General features: G+C 44.9%; 9 protein-coding genes. All 9 read left to right on the top strand.

All coding sequences use genetic code 11. The annotated features are described in order from the left end of the window. Window positions 1–48: 48 nt before the first annotated feature. The 9 genes from AC27EZ_RS11230 (at window position 49) to AC27EZ_RS11270 (ending at window position 18321) form a co-directional block, all read left to right on the top strand. Window positions 49–1572 carry a tryptophan halogenase family protein gene (locus AC27EZ_RS11230; protein ID WP_487135393.1) on the top strand — a complete coding sequence of 508 codons (1524 nt, stop codon included), beginning with the start codon at window positions 49–51 and terminating at the stop codon, window positions 1570–1572. A gap of 254 nt (window positions 1573–1826) precedes the next feature. Continuing rightward, window positions 1827–4880 carry a TonB-dependent receptor gene (locus AC27EZ_RS11235; RefSeq protein WP_487135394.1) on the top strand — a complete coding sequence of 1018 codons (3054 nt, stop codon included), beginning with the start codon at window positions 1827–1829 and terminating at the stop codon, window positions 4878–4880. Between the two features lie 71 nt (window positions 4881–4951). Then, the gene (locus tag AC27EZ_RS11240; RefSeq protein ID WP_487135395.1) at window positions 4952–9283 is read left to right on the top strand and encodes an alpha-1,6-glucosidase domain-containing protein; all 4332 of its coding nucleotides are present in this window, start codon (window positions 4952–4954) and stop codon (window positions 9281–9283) included. A gap of 253 nt (window positions 9284–9536) precedes the next feature. Then, complete coding sequence (locus tag AC27EZ_RS11245; RefSeq protein WP_487135396.1) at window positions 9537–10052, top strand: RNA methyltransferase; 516 nt, start codon at window positions 9537–9539, stop codon at window positions 10050–10052. A gap of 104 nt (window positions 10053–10156) precedes the next feature. Further along, a complete protein-coding gene (locus tag AC27EZ_RS11250; RefSeq protein WP_487135397.1) occupies window positions 10157–11053 on the top strand; it encodes a PEP-CTERM/exosortase system-associated acyltransferase in 897 nt (298 codons plus the stop codon). 155 nt (window positions 11054–11208) lie between these two features. Further along, window positions 11209–13101, top strand: coding sequence for an alpha-amylase family glycosyl hydrolase (locus tag AC27EZ_RS11255; RefSeq protein ID WP_487135398.1), 1893 nt, complete (start codon window positions 11209–11211; stop codon window positions 13099–13101). Between the two features lie 120 nt (window positions 13102–13221). Next, a complete protein-coding gene (locus AC27EZ_RS11260; protein ID WP_487135399.1) occupies window positions 13222–15123 on the top strand; it encodes a glycoside hydrolase family 13 protein in 1902 nt (633 codons plus the stop codon). A 22-nt stretch (window positions 15124–15145) separates the two neighbouring features. Further along, window positions 15146–16627: an MFS transporter gene (locus tag AC27EZ_RS11265; RefSeq protein WP_487135400.1), complete on the top strand. Its 1482-nt coding sequence runs from the start codon at window positions 15146–15148 to the stop codon at window positions 16625–16627. Continuing rightward, window positions 16627–18321 (top strand): alpha-amylase family glycosyl hydrolase, encoded by a 1695-nt coding sequence (locus AC27EZ_RS11270; RefSeq protein WP_487135401.1) that lies wholly within the window; start codon window positions 16627–16629, stop codon window positions 18319–18321. Before AC27EZ_RS11265 ends, AC27EZ_RS11270 begins: the two co-directional genes overlap by 1 nt. Window positions 18322–18352: the final 31 nt, after the last annotated feature.

Raw genomic sequence — 18352 nt, forward strand, 5'->3', positions numbered from 1 at the left:
TGGTGAGGTGAACGCTTTACTACACACTGTTTAATTAATGAGAATACTATGCATATCCCTACTGAAACGCCTATCAAAAGGGTAGTTGTTGCTGGCGGAGGAACCGCAGGTTGGTTAACGGCGGCCTTATTGAAAAAAATGTTAGCGTCCTCGATCGAAATTACCTTAGTCGAGTCAGACTCAATAGGAACTGTTGGTGTTGGTGAAGCTACCATTCCACCTATTCGTTTAGTAAACCAAGTACTTGGAATCGATGAAGCGCAATTTATTAGGGACACCAAAGCAACAGTAAAACTTGCAATACGGTTTGAAAACTGGAAAACGAAAGGGGATAGCTACTACCACACGTTCGGTGCTCCGGGTAAGAGCATGGCGTTCTGTCATTTTCATCACTTCTGGTTGAAAGGTAAATCGTTGGGGCATGATGCTAGTTTATGGGATTACGACTTAAACTATTTAGCGGCCAAGGCGGGGAAGTTTGCTCAGGTAAATGCAAAAGATCCGGTGTTAGAGCTGCCGTTTGCTTACCATTTTGATGCCACATTGTACGCTAAATTTTTACGCCGTTTAAGCGAGGAAATGGGCGTCAAGCGTGTTGAAGGTACTATTGAACGTGTTGAGCGCTTTCATGATAGTGGGTATATAAAGTCGCTTGCCCTTAATAATAATAGAAAGCTTGAGGCTGACCTATTCATTGACTGTACTGGCTTTAAGGGCCTTCTTATTGATGAAGCATTAGGTACAGGGTACGATGATTGGTCGCATCTGTTGCCATGCGACAGTGCAATAGCGGTTCCGTCTGAGCGCCACGAAAAAACCTCACCATTTACACGTTCTATTGCCCACGACGCAGGATGGCAATGGCGCATTCCGCTGCAGCACCGAAATGGTAACGGCCACGTGTTCTCGTCCCGTTATATAAGTAACGATGAGGCACATGATACGCTAATGAATAATTTAGAGACTAAGGCAATTGGCGATCCTAAATTAATCAGGTTCACGACGGGGCGACGACGTAAACAGTGGAATAAGAATGTAGTAGCCGTCGGGCTATCAAGCGGCTTTCTTGAGCCGTTAGAATCGACCAGTATCCACCTTATTCAATCTGCAATTGTACGGTTGATTCAGCTATTTCCACACAATGGTTTCGCTCCACATCTAGAGCAAGAATATAATAAACAATCTGAGTTAGAGTTTGAGCAGATACGCGACTTCTTAGTGTTGCATTATGCGGTAAATGAACGCAACGACAGTCAGTTTTTCAATGATATGCGTAATTTGACGTTACCCGACTCACTGCAGCATAAAATAGCGCTATTCAAAGAAACGGGCAGCTTGGTTAGGGAACAGAACGATTTATTTTTAGAAAGTTCTTGGCTTCAAGTTATGGTTGGTCAAGGCATAACGCCTCGTGATTATCACGGTTTAGTTAATAGCATGCCGGATGAAAAGCTGCATTCAATGTTAACTAATTTGTTATCGATAAAGCAGGAACCGATTGCTCAATTACCTAGCCATGATCAGTATATTATGGGCATGGTTAATAACGCTAACAAGCGCTTCCCCATGTAAATCAGTATTTTAGTCTTACTTGAAGTTCAAGAGGGTTACCTACCAAGTAGCCCTTTTTTGTGTCCGCATGTTATGTAAATGTTATTAATAAAAGGCAATGGCGCAGAAAATGTTTCATTTATGTTAATGAATACGTATGCATGCCATTGCTCTGTTTTTATACAAACCTATAGACTTTGTTGTTGAACCATAAGAGGCATTTTTGGGTGTGGTATTCCTAACAATGTCGATAATAACTAAGGAATGGGACACCAATGAAAACATTCAAACCCAGCTCGATTATGGCTGCGCTTATCACCAGTGGTGTAGCGTTTACAGCCATTCCGCTGTACGCCCAAGAATCATCTGAAACGTCGGTTGAAGATGTTGAGCGCCCTGAGATTGAGGCCGTCGAACGTATTGAAGTACGTGGTTTTAGTACAAGCCTTATTCAGTCATTAAACCAAAAACGGTTTTCAGACACTGTTTCTGAACAAATATCAGCTGATGATCTTGGGGGCCTACCCGATGTGTCTATGGCTGACGCCCTAACGCGCTTACCGGGGATATCCGCGGTGAGAACTGGCGGACAGGCAGCACAAATAAATATTCGTGGTCTATCGGGAGACTTCGTTTTTTCTACCCTAAATGGGCGCGAGCAAGTGTCAACCAGTGGTAGTCGAGCAATTGAGTTTGACCAATACCCTTCTGAACTTATCAGTGAAGCGGCGGTTTACAAATCACCAAAAGCGTCGTTAATTGAGGGCGGGATAGCTGGTACTGTTGAACTTCGTACTGCTAGTCCTTTAGCGATGGACCAACAACATAAATTCAGTGCCAATGTCCGTGGTATGTATAACGATCGTGCGTCAGAAGTGTCTGATGCAACTGAATTTGGACATCGTATTAGCTTCTCCTATCAAGGGAAGTTTATGGATGACACATTAGGGCTATCCCTAGGGTATGCGCGATTATTTCAACCTAGTGTGTCAACCCAATTTATCGGTCTTGCATATAACGGCCAAGTGGACGTAGATGGTGTACAAGGCGATAACGATCGCCCCGGAACCGATTGCCCAGAATGTGAGCTTATTTCAGAAGGTTTTGAAATGCAGCATAAAGGTGGTGAGGAAACCCGTGACGGCTACATTGCCGCGATAGAGTGGGCACCCATAGATACTTTTACATTGAAAGCTGATGCATTTATTTCTAAATTTGATTCAGAGGCGTTCGCCCGTGGGTTTAGGGTTAAATTAGGGGGGATTCAAGCGGGTATTACTAACCCTGTAGTGGTCAATAATAGCGTGATTGGCGGCACATTCTCGCGCACCGATACGAGTTTTACACGTGTTGAATTAGTTAATGATGATAACCAAGACTTTGACAGCGTGGAAAACTTTGGCATAAACGCCAATTGGGAAATATCCGAAGACTTCGTGGTGAATTTCGATGTGTCGCGTTCAAGTGCGCAAAGTGATTTTCGAAATGGCCTTTTGTGGTCGTTGGTCGGTGAAGATGCCAATGCTGCCAGCCCTGTCTTTGATGAAAACGTTCAAATCTCTTATTTACTCAATGGGCAAAACTTACCCGATTTAGCGTTTAATCAAAACGATGCGTTTACGGATTTAGACCGTGTCATGGTAAGTAAGTACGGTATTTACCCCTTTGAAAATAAAGACGAACTAGACGCCTACCGCGTTGATTTTCAATATTATGTCGATGTTCCTATTATTTCTGGCTTTGAGTTTGGTTATCGTTATTCTGACCGTGAGTATTTCAACGATCGCTCAGTATTTGAATATGGCAACGATGGTGCATTCTCAGTTAGTGAACCACCACTGAAACTGACCGATGATATGGTAGAGGAGGTAAATTGGTCTGGCGCTTTCGGCTACTTCCCTAGCTACTTATCTGTTGACCTAAACAAAGCGCTTGACGCGTGGTTTCCAAATGGTCGGCCACAACCTGTGCAAACATGGGGCCCAGGTGCAGCAGGTGTTATCAATGGACCGGGCACCGGCCCAGCTACGGCATGGACACTTCAAGAAAGCGGCGATGTATTTGAAACGGTTAACTCCGCTTATTTAATGGCAAACATTAATACTGAGATAGGCGATTTACCGGTTACCGGTAATGTAGGTGTTCGGTATATCAAAACTAAGCAGAGCTCTACTACTCTAAACCGCGCGACACGAATCGTTACCGACCCAACTACCGGTGCACAGGTTGAAGTTAGCGATCCCACACTCGGTGCACAAAACATTACCGACGAAGCCGGGTTAATCAATAACTTTTACAGCCCAGCGATTGTGAGTCATGAATATGATGATGTACTGCCTTCAATTAACCTTAACTTTAAACTAACCGATGATATGCAGCTTCGTGTTGCTGCGGCAAAAGTAATGGGGCGTGCGCCTATCAATCGATTTGCTGCCAATGCGTCTACAACCATTGAAACCGTCACAGCGTTTCAAGATAGGGACTCGGGTGAAGTCTCTCTTTCACAGCCGACCGCAAGGGTAAATGGTAGTGCGAGAAATAGCCCTTATTTAGAGCCTTTCTATGCAACGCAATACGACCTGTCGTGGGAGTATTATTTCAGTGAAAGTGAAGGGGCCTTTGTGGTCGCAGGTTTCTACAAAAACATAGACTCTTTCGTTGAAGACATTGAAATCGAACCGTACAACTTTGCAGCAAATGGCATTGTTGTTCCTGACTCAGTGCAGGTTCCTGTTTTCTTAACCCCGGAATTTGCCGGGCAACAAGCTGAGTTAGCCACTGACGAAAATGGCAACCCGCTATTTGTAACGGTACCAACTGAAAATGGTAGTTACAGCACGGCGGTGAACAATGCTGAAGGCGGATACATTCGCGGCCTTGAAGTTGCTTATACACAAATTTATAGCATGTTACCTGGGTGGTGGTCAGGCTTAGGGGTAAGCGCAAGTTACTCGTTCACGGAAAGTGAGATTCAACGCACATTGGGTAATGATATTTATGCTGCTGATCTTCCCGGCCTTAGTGAGAACGTAGCAACGCTTACGGTATTTTGGGAACACGAGGGGTTCGAAACACGCTTGTCTAGCCGTTACCGAGATGCGTTTGTGTCTCAACAAGTCGCGGTGAATGAGCAAGTCACAAACTTTGATTCAGAGCTTGTAGTGGATTATCAAGCCTCTTATGCGATTGACGATAATTGGAGCGTACTGTTTCAGGTAAATAACCTTACCGATGAACCTACTAAGAGTTACTTCTCTTCGCCTGAACAAACCGGAACGATTCAATTTTTTGGTACGCAATACTACCTAGGGATGACATATCAATTATGAAAAATTTCATCTCATTGCCCTTATTTTCTAGCGTAAAAACAACTTCAAAACAATGCGTTCAGGAGAACACTATGTTACATGGACATAGCACATGGCGTTTGGCTTTGCCGCTTATCGGCGCTTTTGCCATTGCCGGCTGTGGCGGATCAGACGTTGAGTCTGGTGCAAACAACTTACTTACCTGTGATGTACCCAATGTGCCCGATTCGTCGGGGACGAGTTGCGTACCACCTCCACCTATACAATGCGACGCACCTACCGTTCCAAATGAAGCCAATGATGCCTGTGTCGTGGGTGCAAATCCTGATTTGCCACTCCCCAACTTTTTCCCATCAGGCTCACAAGCGGTTCTGTATTATAATCGCGCAGCGGTCGATGCAGACAACACGTCAAGCGACCCAGCGTACGAAGGGTGGCGATTACACACCTGGAATAACGACAGCTGTGATGCCTACGCTGACGCTGATACAGATTGGGCGAATGGTCGCCAGCACACGGGTATCGACCCTAACTACGGTGCTTACTGGGTATTAGAGCTTAAAGAAGGCTTTGGAACGTGTCATAACTTTATCATTCACAAAGGTACTGATGACGCAGGAAAAGAAATGGGGGGAGGGGATTTTCAAGCGTCGTTAGTTCAAGATGATGAAACCTTCGCCCGTATGAACTTCACACTTTCGGGTGAACCCACGCTATTTGAATATCCCATTATGTCACTCGGTCCTCAGCCAGTAGATATTGAAGGGTTCGGTGCGCACTGGATAGACACAAATACCATTGTATGGAACGTGCCTGAAGCGGCTGCGGTAGTAAAAATGCATTATGCCATTGATGCATCGCTAGAAAGTACGCTAGAAGCAGGCATTAATGGAACCGCCGTTGAACTAATGTCTTCAGCGTTAACGGAAGAACAAGCGACGCGTGTGCCGCATCTATCGTCATTTCAAGCCTGGGAAGGCACCTGGACTGCTGATGATGCGAAAGCCGTGCTAACGGGCCAAGCGGTTGTCGGAGCGTATGACAGTGACGGAACGCTTCTTGAGGCGACGGGTATTCAATTACCAAACGTAATTGATGCGCTGTATACGTTAGGTGAGAACGATGCTGACGAAGCGCAGTTGGGTGGTATATATAGCGATGCGGGCATTACTGCTTCACTATGGGCGCCGACCGCGCAACGTGTAAACCTTATGCTCTATAACGATAATAAAACGCTATCAGAACGCGTTGCGATGACACGGGATGATGCGTCAGGCGTATGGCACTATAGCGGTGATATGTCTTTAGACAGGCAATTATATCGATATGAAGTGACCGTATACCATCCAGTAACTGGGTCGATAGAAACATTGTTAGTCACCGACCCATACTCTGTAAGCTTAAGCACCAATGGCCGATTTTCTCGTTTTGTGAATCTTGCCGATGAAGATTTGAAACCACAGGGTTGGGAAGGTCATACCATACCGACCATTGACAACCCAGAAGATGCAGTAATTTACGAGGGACATATTCGTGACTTTAGTGTTCGAGATATGTCAACCAGTGAAGCCAATAGAGGTAAATACTTAGCGTTTACTGAAGAAGGTACTGCACCTGTACAGCACCTCCAAAAATTGGTTGCTGCGGGCTTAAATTACTTCCATATTTTGCCGGCAAATGATATTGCGACCATTGATGAAAGTGATGCCAATACGATTGATCTTTATAACACGGTCGCCGATTTATGTCGCATAAACAGTGATGCCGCCGTGTGTGAAGAAGCGTCGGGATCAACACGACTAATCGATGTATATAATAGCTATGATCCACTTGCGCAAGCAGCCAAAGCACAGCAACTCACTAATGATTTACGCGGTATTGATACCTTCAACTGGGGTTATGATCCTCATCATTTTACCGCGCCAGAAGGAAGTTATGCATCTAGTGCCGAAGGGGTAGAGCGTATTGTTGAAATGAGAGCGATGATCCAAGCGCTCCATGAAATGGGCCTAAGGGTGGCGCTTGATGTGGTGTATAACCATACTAATGCTTCAGGTGTTTTTCCAAAGTCGGTGCTAGACAAAGTGGTACCTGGCTATTATCACAGGTATGAGGTGGACACAGGAAGTATTGTGCGCGAAACCTGCTGTGATGATACTGAACCACGTAATGTAATGATGGAAAAGCTGATGCACGATTCACTACTCGTGTGGACCGAGCATTATAAGTACGACGCTTTCCGTTTTGATATTATGAGCCAGTCTACGGTAGACACCATGGTACGTCTTCGCGATGCGGTGCAGGCAATAGATGATGACAACTACTTCTATGGAGAAGGATGGACAAAGATAGATCGTGGGTATCAGCAGGCCAACCAATTAAACATGGCAGGCACGCAAATTGGTACTTACAACGATAGAATTCGAGAAGCTATTCGCCAAGGTAATATATTTTCTCCAGACTCTGATGCACTGTTAAGCGACCAAGACCGTGTGAAAATGGGCATGACGGGGACATTAAAAGACTACATATTAGAAACGTCAGCAGGCTCTGCCGGCGCCACAAGCAATTTAGGCGGCTACGCTGATGACCCTGCAGACATTATCAACTATGTAAGTAAGCATGATAACGAGACACTGTGGGACCAGCTAAATTACACCCTTCCACACGATATAAGTTTGCAACAACGAGTGCGAGCGCAAAACGTTGCGATGGGCATTAATCTAGTTTCGCAAGGCATTCCGTTTTTGCAAATGGGTGGCGATATGCTTCGTTCAAAGTCTATGGATAGAAACACCTATGACTCTGGCGACTGGTTCAATTATGTGGATTTCACCTATGAAACAAATAATTGGAATGTAGGCTTGCCGTTGGCACAAGATAATGAAGCACGATGGGCCGAGATGGGAGAGTTCATTTATGACCCTGAGCGCGCAGCATCAATGGCTGACATTATGTTTGCTTCAGACGTGTTTGCAGAATTGTTGTCAATACGTACATCTAGCCCACTATTTAGATTAACCAGTGCTGCGGACATTATAGACAGAATTGGTTTTCACAATATTGGCGCGCGTCAGCAAAAAGGCCTCATTGCGATGAGTATTGATGATGGTGCGGTACAAGACGGTGACGGTGCGCGTGACGATCTTGATATGATGCACGATGCTGTCATGGTGTTGGTAAACACTGGGTATGAGGAAAAATCGATTTCGGTAAATACCGCTACTGGATTTTCATTGCACCCTATACAAATGAACTCAGTAGACAGTGACGTCCGCGGTGCTTACTTTATGGAAGGAGAGGATGGAAACGGTTCTTTCACTGTTCCCGCGTTGACTATTGCAGTATTTGTTAAGCCCCAGTCTGGTGCCCAGGGATACGGGTTGGCCGCCTACGCAACATCGGGCGCGCCAGATGTTGTGCCTTATGGCGACACCATCGCGTACCTCCGTGGAGATATGAACGGCTGGACTACTGACGATGCCTTCACCTATCAAGGTAATGGCGTTTATACGGTGACGGCGGCACTTGAGGCAAATACGACGTATGGATTTAAGTTTGCATCAGAAGATTGGGCAACCGTAAACTTTGGTGCATCTGATGGAGATGACGGTGTAATGCTTGAAGGCGTTGATAAAACCCTTGCGCGCACAAATACCAACCTCTCTTTTACACCTACCGTTTCTGCAACGTATCTGTTTACGGTTGATGCGAGTGATTCTGAAGCGCCAGTTCTTACAGTTGAAAACGAAGAACCGTTTGTTGGCACTACTGTTTTTGTTCGTGGCGCCTTTAACGATTGGGGAACAAGCGATGCCTTTAGTTACCAAGGAGGCAGAATATATACATTCGCTCGAGATATCACCGCAGGGTCTTACGAGTTCAAAGTGGCCTCTGAAGACTGGTCTACGGTTAACTTTGGTTCATTATCAAATAACGATGCCGATCGCGTTGTTACGCTTGACAGCACCGTGGCACTGGCGGCGACGAACGATAACTTAGTGCTAAATATTGATTCAACAGATCGCTACGTCTTCGTATTCGACATGTCTGATAAAACCATGCCTACACTTTCGGTTTACAAAGAAGCCTTTTTTGGTGACAACGAGGTGTTCATTCGTGGCGGCATGAACGGGTGGGGTGTTGTTGACTTGTTCAATTATCAAGGTGATGGAGTCTACACCGTCGATATCGAATTAAGCGCAGGTTCTGTAGAGTTTAAAGTTGCCTCTGAAGATTGGTCGACAGTCAACCTTGGTAATCCAAACGATGCTGCGTCCAATGTCGTTAGCGTCGGTACTGCAAAAACCTTGGGGGCTAGTAATAACAATCTTATGTTGGACGTTGAGAGTTCAGGACTGTACGAGTTTATGGTGACCGGGCCGAATGGCGTTAATCCCACACTAACGGTAACGGCAAAGTAACGTCGAGCCCAGCTTGCGTTAAACTCAGCGTAACCAAAGGGTAAAGCTTGAAAAAACCGCAGAAATCTCTGCGGTTTTTTTTGGTTAGACAAACAATACCATCATGGTGTTTTGTGACGCTGCGTTATTCTTCTTTTACGTGATTTACTCCTCTTCGTATGCGCCATAAAAACCATTAATTGTTCCTAGCCTCACCCTGTAAATAGTGGCATTATCGCCCTTCCTTACTTATCAACCGAAAGGCATAGTGCATTTGGAACAGCATCGTTTACCTAAACAACAGGTTAGTATTGGATTAGTTAATCCTAAAAATCCTACGAATGTTGCGTCAATACTTAGGGCTGCAGGCTGTTATGGTGTTGCAAGCGTTTTCTATACCGGTGAGCGTTTTAGACATGCAAAAAAGTTTCATGCTGATACTAAAGGGTTTCATAAAGTCATCCCAACCGTGGGTGTCGATAGCTTAGAAGAGATCGTTCCAGCAGGGGCTACAACGGTAGCTATTGAGCTGGTGGAGGGGGCAATACCGCTTCCAGAGTTTACCCACCCAGAAAACGCGTTTTATGTGTTTGGGCCAGAAGATGGTAGTGTCGGCGCGAGTGAACTTTCATGGTGCGACCATGTCGTATACATCCCGACTTATTCATGCATGAATTTAGCGGCTACCGCTAACGTTGTATTGTATGATAGATTAGCGAAGTCAGAGTACACCGCAGGCGATGCATTAATAAGACAAAGCCGCGATACCAATAATAAAAATAAGCTATAAGAAAAAGACCGTGTTGCTATAACACCCTTCAAGGGCGTCGATAAGACCTGGAAAATAGACCCACGTAAACCATAGAATTATAATTGTACATGGGGGCTATGCGCGTGAAACGCATTACCAATGAAACGTTAGATCGGATGTTGCCACTAGCACATGATGTTGCAAATAGTGATGTTGCGCATTCGTTCGGGGAAAAGCTAAGTATCGATAAAGCAATCTCACAATTCTTTTTTAGCCGTTACGCGCTTGTGATAGCTAAAACAGATAAAGAAAAAGAGATAAGCTTTCGTACCCGTCATCACGTTTACTGTGAAGAGATGCAATTTGAGGAAACAAATACTGAACAGCAAGAAGTTGACCAGTATGACGAGTTTTCCGTGAATTGTTATATTAAGCATCTTCCTACGGGGAAGTGTGCGGGAACCATACGCCTTGTGCTTCCTAATAACGCAGACCAATCGTTACCTTTAAATCAGTTTTTACCCGATGATCACGAGGTTAAATCGGCAGCGTCGTGCAATCGTAAAGTGCGAACGATCTGTGAAATATCCCGGTTGGCAATTCCTAAAGAGTTTAGGTTACGCCAGCTTAAATCAAATATTGTGGCACCTGAAAAGTTGGCAGACAGCCCTTATTCAGCGACTGATTTTAACTTAAATCATTTTCCTTACTTGTCTATCGCGCTTTATTTTATGATTGCCAGTATAGGCATGAAGGAGAAGGTTAAGCATGCTTACGTGCTGATGGAGCCTAAGCTGGCAAGGCGTCTAAAAATGTTTGGTATTCATTTTGAACAGGTCGGCGATGCGATAAACCACAACGGCTTGCGCGCGCCATATCGAATCGCGCCAGGTGTTTTAGTTAATAGTTTGATTGCGCCTTTGAAAGACTTTCAAGAGTCTGTCGATAATGCGATAAAACCCATGCTTGATGATATTCGAAATGGGTTGGATACTGGTGTTGATGAGGGGGTAAAGCGCGGCGTCGCAAACGCAGCGTAGCGAACATCAATGCAGCATAAAAAAGCGAGTAGCGTTATTGTGGTGTGAAGTGCCATCTTCAATTGGTGCTTAAAAAGCGCTGAATACGTATGCATTTGTTTTAACATTACATTAACGCGTCGTATCCTATTACAAACTTTGGGTATAGGATTACCATGCAGATTCAACATCGACTATTTTTCTCTCGCGCTAACATATTTTGTTTATTTTCGGCTGCTATCACGTCATGCGTGTTGATAGGGTGTACCTCTACACCGCCCCCATCGCCGAAAAATAGTGCGTCCTCTACACATGAGAATACCATGCAGCAAAAGCCGGTCATATACCAAGTCTTTACGCGTCTTTATGGTAATACGAATAATACCAATAAGCCTTGGGGAACCATTGAGGAAAACGGCGTTGGAAAGTTTTCTGATTTTACCCCCGACGCATTGGCAAGTATTAAGGCATTGGGCGTTAGTCATATATGGTATACCGGTGTACCACATCATGCCGTCGTGGGCGATTATACCGATTATGGTATATCGATGGACGACCCCGACGTTGTTAAGGGGCGAGCCGGCTCACCTTATGCCGTTAAGGATTACTATAACGTTAATCCTGATTTGGCGAATGACCCTGCTAAAAGACTGCAAGAATTTGATGCGCTTATCGACAGAACGCATAAACATGGCATGAAAGTTATCATCGATATTGTTCCAAACCATGTTGCAAGGCGCTATGCCTCTCTCAGTGCGCCTGATGGCGTGAGGGATTTTGGCGAAGATGATAATACTGCAGTTACTTACGCTCGGGACAACAACTTTTACTACGTTAAGGGTGAAGCCTTTGTTGTACCCGTTGATTCAAATTACAAGGTGCTGGGCGGTGAGTCACACCCACTGGCTGACGGTGTCTTTGATGAATATCCCGCAAAATGGACAGGCAATGGGGCACGAAAGGCACAACCAGATATCAATGATTGGTATGAAACGGTAAAAATTAATTATGGCGTTAAACCAGACGGCAGTTTGGATTTTCCTCAGTTACCTGACCACTATGCAGACAAATCTTTCGATGAACACGCCACATTTTGGCAAGACAAAACGCTCCCCGATTCTTGGTATAAGTTTAGAGATATTGCGCTGTATTGGTTAGACAGAGGCGTGGACGGCTTTAGGTATGACATGGCCGAAATGGTCCCTGTTGAGTTCTGGTCATTTCTTAACAGCGAGATAAAACGCAAAGATCCCGATGCACTGCTGTTGGCGGAAGTCTATCAGCCATCAAAATACAGAGAGTATATCCATAAAGGAAAAATGGATTACCTTTATGACAAGGTGGGTTTTTACGACACGTTAAAAACGATTATGCAAGGGCAGGGAAACGTTAGCGATCTAGTCGATATCCATAACAGCGTTGCTGATATCGCCCCGCATATGCTGCACTTTTTAGAAAACCATGATGAGCAACGCATCGCGAGCCCTGATTTCGCGGGAAGCGCTGAAAAAGGTAAGCCCGCGATGGCGGTTAGTGCGTTAATTAGTCCATCGCCCACGTTGCTTTATTTTGGGCAAGATGTAGGTGAAGACGGCAGTGAAAACATGGGCTTCGGCCGAGCGACACGCACTACCATTTTTGACTATGCTGGTGTGCCGGCGCATCAACGCTTTATGAATGGCGGTAAGTTTGATGGTGGTGCGTTACTTCCAGAAGAAAGGTCTCTACGTGAATTTTATGAAAATATCATGGCTATTGCCTCTAGACATCCTGCGGTAAGCGGTCGCTATATTAGCCTGCATGCGTTGAACAAGAATACCGAAAACTATACAGAGCAGCAGTTTGCTTTTGTGCGAGTTAACGGAAAACACCGAATTCTTGTCGTTGCAAACTTTAGTGAGTCACCCGCTGATGCGTTCTCGTTAACTCTACCATCAGACCTTATGAATGGTGTTCGTGCGTCTTCGATCACGCCTTTACTTCCTCATGAGAATGCATCGCTAGATAAAGCAAATAATGCCATTACGCTGTCACTTGACGGCTTAGAAACTAAGGTGTTTTCGTTTTAACTTATCGTGTTGGACGGGTGTGTAATAAACGGTGTGTTGTGAATACGTATGCAAAATATTGGCTGTACATCGTTACGCAGGTACTATCCCAAGTTAACGAATAATTAACATGGTGTGAGCATGCGAGTCATTTCAATGCGCCAGGTTTTCCTGACCCTAACCACCGTTTACATGGTTGCTACATCCACTATCGCTTTGGCAGGCAAGCAAGATGTAGCGGTTTATCCGCCACACTGGTGGAGCGGCATGGCGTCCCCTACGCTTGAACTGATGCTCTATGGCGACGATATTGCAGATGCCAGTGTTACTACTGATAGTGTCGGCGTCACAATCGAAAATGTCATTCGCCTAGACAGTGATAATTATCTTTTTGCGACACTAAACCTTGTCGATGCTCAAGACCACGAATTCTCGTTAAGGCTTCTTGATAAACACGGTGCGATGCAAGTCGTGCCTTATTCATTACAAAAAAGGCGAGAGGGTTCAGCCCAACGAGTAGGTTTTAGCGCCAAAGATGCAATTTACCTTATTGCACCTGACCGTTTTGCCAATGGAAATCTTAATAATGATGAAGTCGCCGGTTATCGTGAAGGCGTTCAACGTGAGAAGGCGGGTGGGCGTCATGGTGGCGATATTCAGGGCATTATAAATAGCTTAGAATATATCTCTTCACTTGGCTTTACGCAGATTTGGAGCATGCCACTGCTTGAGAATGCCATGGAAAATTATAGCTATCATGGTTATAGCATTACCGACTTTTACCAAATAGACCCTCGTTTTGGCACCAATACGCTGTTTAAGAAAATGAGCAGTAAAGCGAGTGATAAAGGGGTCGGGGTTATTATGGATATGGTACTTAACCATATTGGAAGCAGTCATACATGGTTAAGTGACGCACCTTCAAAAGACTGGATAAATAACAACGGCCGCTTTGTGGGTACCACGCACAAACGCGAATCTCTTCATGACCCCCATGCAGTAGACGAAGACAAAAAAGCATTTAGTAATGGTTGGTTTGTACCAACCATGCCTGACTTAAACCAACAAAACCCTCACCTTGCGAATTATTTAATCCAACAGGCCATCTGGTGGGTGGAATACGCTGACTTAAGCGGTATTCGTGTCGATACGTATTCTTATTCAGATAAAGACTTTTTATCGCGATGGACCCATCGTCTCATGTCTGAATACCCTCAATTAAATATCGTAGGGGAAGAGTGGTCTGTTAACCCTGCCATTACGGCATACTGGCAGCGAGGGAGCTATCGCCGAGATGGTTATGAGAGTGCACTCCCCAGTGTGATGGACTTTCCTTTACAAGATGCTGTCATCAGAGGCGTTAATGACAAGGAAGGATGGAATTCTGGCTTAACGCGGATTTATGAAACGTTGGCGACCGATTTTCTTTACGGTAACCCTAATGATTTAGTTGTATTTGCTGATAATCATGATATGCGTCGTGTGTTTAGCCAGGTAGGTGGAGATTTACACCGTTGGAATATGGCAATGACCTTTTTCTTAACCACCCGTGGCATACCGCAACTATTCTATGGTAGCGAAATATTAATGGATAATGGTACGTCAGACGATCATGGTGTTATTCGATCTGACTTTCCTGGCGGATGGCCCGATGACAAGTCAAACGCGTTCACGGGAGACAATTTAACCGATAGCCAGCGCTGGGCAACGTCTAGGATCAAAGAACTACTTCATCTTCGTCGGGAACACCCAGCGTTATTTAACGGGGAATTAACGCATTATGCGCCTACGGATGGTGTATATACCTATTTTCGTCACACTGATGACTCTGCTTCGCCAGTCCTTATGGTCGTGTTGAATAAGCAATTTGAGCGTGCATCAGATGAAGCAAATATGCCTGATGTGTCTTTAAATTTGAGTAAATACCAACGCATGTTGAAAGGCAAAAAAGACCTTGTTCGCCTGAGTGACAAAAAGCAATTTAAAGTAAACGAAACAATACCACTGTCGCCAATGTCGGCCTCGGTATTCATTGTAAAATAACGATAAAAACAAAGAGTATAATATGCAATCAACGCAACCACGGTTATCCTTCTGGCAAATATGGAATGTAAGCTTTGGCTTTCTCGGTGTTCAATTTGGATTTGCGCTACAAAATGCCAACGTGAGCCGGATCCTCACCGACTTAGGTGCTGATTTACATTCATTATCTTTGTTTTGGCTAGTTGCCCCAATCATGGGGTTAATTGTGCAGCCAATCGTTGGTTCTGCGTCAGACAGAACGTGGAATCGTCTAGGTCGTAGACGCCCATTTATATTGGTCGGTGCAATCGCCGCTGTAGTCGGCATGATCTTGTTGCCCAATGCGCCCATTTTTGTCGCATTGCTAGCGCCGATGTTGATGGGAGCGTTGATGGTGGCGTTAATGGATGCGTCATTTAATGTATGCTTTCAACCATTTCGTTCTTTGGTGTCAGATATGGTACCGCCTTCACAGCGCAACATTGGGTATGGTATTCAGTCTTTGTTAATCAATATCGGTGCTGTTGTGGGGTCAATTTTACCCTTCGTGTTGACTAACGTTATCGGTTTGGAAAACACCGCGCAGATGGGCGAAGTTGCGCCGTCTGTGATGTGGGCTTTTTATATTGGTGCTTCAGTATTGTTAGGCTCTGTAATTTGGACCGTGATAAGAACGAAAGAGTACTCGCCCGAACAATACAAGAAGTATAAAGGTCTAGATGAAGACGAAGCGGAACACGGTGAGAAGCCGTCGTTCGTTGAAAGACTCAGTGGATTTTTTAAGCTTGTTGTTAATATGCCAACAACAATGAAACAGCTTGCGGTTGTGCAGTTTTTCTCTTGGTTTGCACTATTTATCATGTGGGTTTACACCACGCCTGCGATTACTCAACATATTTGGAACGTCGATAAAATCTGGTTTGACCCGGCTTATATTGCAGCGGCGCCGATGGTGCCTGAAGCCGTTACTATAGCAAAAGGGGCGGCGGGTGACTGGGTTGGTATTCTATTCGCCGCATATTCGGTATTCGCCGCTATTTTTTCGGTTTTCCTTGCTCGATTGGCCGATAAATTCGGCAGAAAAACCGTTTATGCAAGCTCACTTGCATTAGGTGGCATTAGCTATGTTAGCTTCTTACTGTTTCAAGATTTGAATATGGTGAACGTTAATCTTCTTATTACTGAAGTCACCGTGCCATTAGGTGCAGTAAAACTACTTATTCCTATGATAGGAGTGGGTATTGCATGGTCTGCAATACTAGCAATGCCTTACGCTATGCTCGCGGGTGCGCTTCCTGCCAATAAAACGGGCGTGTATATGGGGATCTTTAATTTTACCGTGGCAGCGCCACAAATTGTTTCAGGACTTACCGCAGGTTGGATAGTGAGTAGCGTGTTTGATAACGATGCCAAGTACATTATTGTCGTCGCTGGTATATCGATGCTTCTTGGCGCGGTGTCAGTTTTCTTCGTGAAAGAGCACGATGAAAACGAACTACGAAATCATAAGGAGGAGGTGGCGTAATGAACGGTAAGTTAACAGCAATATCTGCAGCAATCACGATGTCGTTCATCGTGTCAGCGTGTTCCTCTAATGGCAAACAGCAGGAGGTAGACAAACCGCTTACAATCGTTGGCACAAGCGCGCCATTTGCAAGTGAGTCTGTCTACTTTGTGGTAACCGATCGATTTGTTGATGGAGACCCAACCAATAACTTTGAATCGCAAGGTGGAGACTTTCCAACGTGGCAGTTGCCGCTTGTCGGGCCCGAGGGTGAAAAAGCCTATGCAGGCTACATGGGGGGCGATCTCAAAGGGGTCCTCAATAATGCAAACTATATAAAAAATATGGGGTTCACCGCAGTGTGGATGACACCCGTCCATGACAATCCCAATCAGTCGTTTAACGGCGATGAACCCATAACTTATGGCGGCGCATTTAAAGACGGTGGAAAAGCGGGTTATCACGGTTATTGGGCAACAAACTTTTACAAAGCTGATGAGCATCTTGTAAGTCACGACTTATCAGTAAAAGAGTATACCACCAGCATGCGAGAGCAATATGGCCTCAAGTCGGTCTTCGATATTGTTGGAAATCACGGCAGTCCCAGTTTTTCAATGCATGAAGATCAAGCTGGATACGGCGAAATATATGATGCTGACGGCCGATTGGTCGCTGATCATCAAAACCTGCCCCCAGAATTATTAGACCCTGTAAATAACCCACTTCATGCATTTTTTCATGATTACCCTGACTTAGTAAAATTGTCTAATTTAAATGATGAAAACCCAGCGGTCAGAGATTACCTTATAGGCAGCTACCTGTATTGGATATCGCAGGGCGCAGATGCATTTAGAATTGATACTATCCGTCACGTGCCTCATGCATTTTGGCGAGAAGTATCTGAGCGTATCAGAATGCAGCATCCAGACTTTTTCATGTTTGGAGAAAGTTTTAACTATGATGCCAACGCGATTGCACAACATACATTACCGAAAAATGGCGCGGTGAGCGTGCTTGATTTTCCTATGCAAAAAACGATGTTGAGTGTTTTTGAAAACCCCTCAAAGTCAGATTTTGCGACCTTTAGTGATGTACTGCATCTTACCCATGGTCCTTATCATAACCCCTACGAGTTAACTACATTTTATGATAATCATGATATGGCAAGAATGAACGCCACTGATGATGGGTTTATAAATGCGCATAACTGGCTGTTTACCGTTAGGGGCATTCCTGTCATCTATCAAGGTTCTGAAATTGGTTTTATGCGCGGGACGTCCGAGCACCAAGGAAACAGAAACTACCTTGGACAAGAGAACATAGACAATGCGAGCAGCAACCGTATTCACAATGCGCTTACGGCCATCGCAAATGTAAGAAAGGACACGCCTGCACTACAGCGCGGAGTTCAGGTAAATATTATGCTCGAGGGAAATAAAGCGGCTTTTTATCGAGTATTACAAAATGATAACGTTCAACAAACAGCGTTGGTGTTGCTCAATAAGGGCACTGAATCAGCATCATTTTCTATATCGAAATTTGTGCAAGAGGGCGTGTGGGTAGAACAACTGAGCGGCATTAAAAAGAGGCTTGCCGAAAACACATCGTTTGACACTCGCGTTGACCCTAATGGTGTACAAGTATGGGTTAAGGACGGACCGATAAATAATTCAATGTTGTTAGAGCACGTGGTTCATCAAATCGCAGTTCAATAAGCTCTTGGCAGATAAAAGGAGGCTTTACGCT

This window comes from Alteromonas sp. 4NH20-0056 (assembly GCF_057539655.1).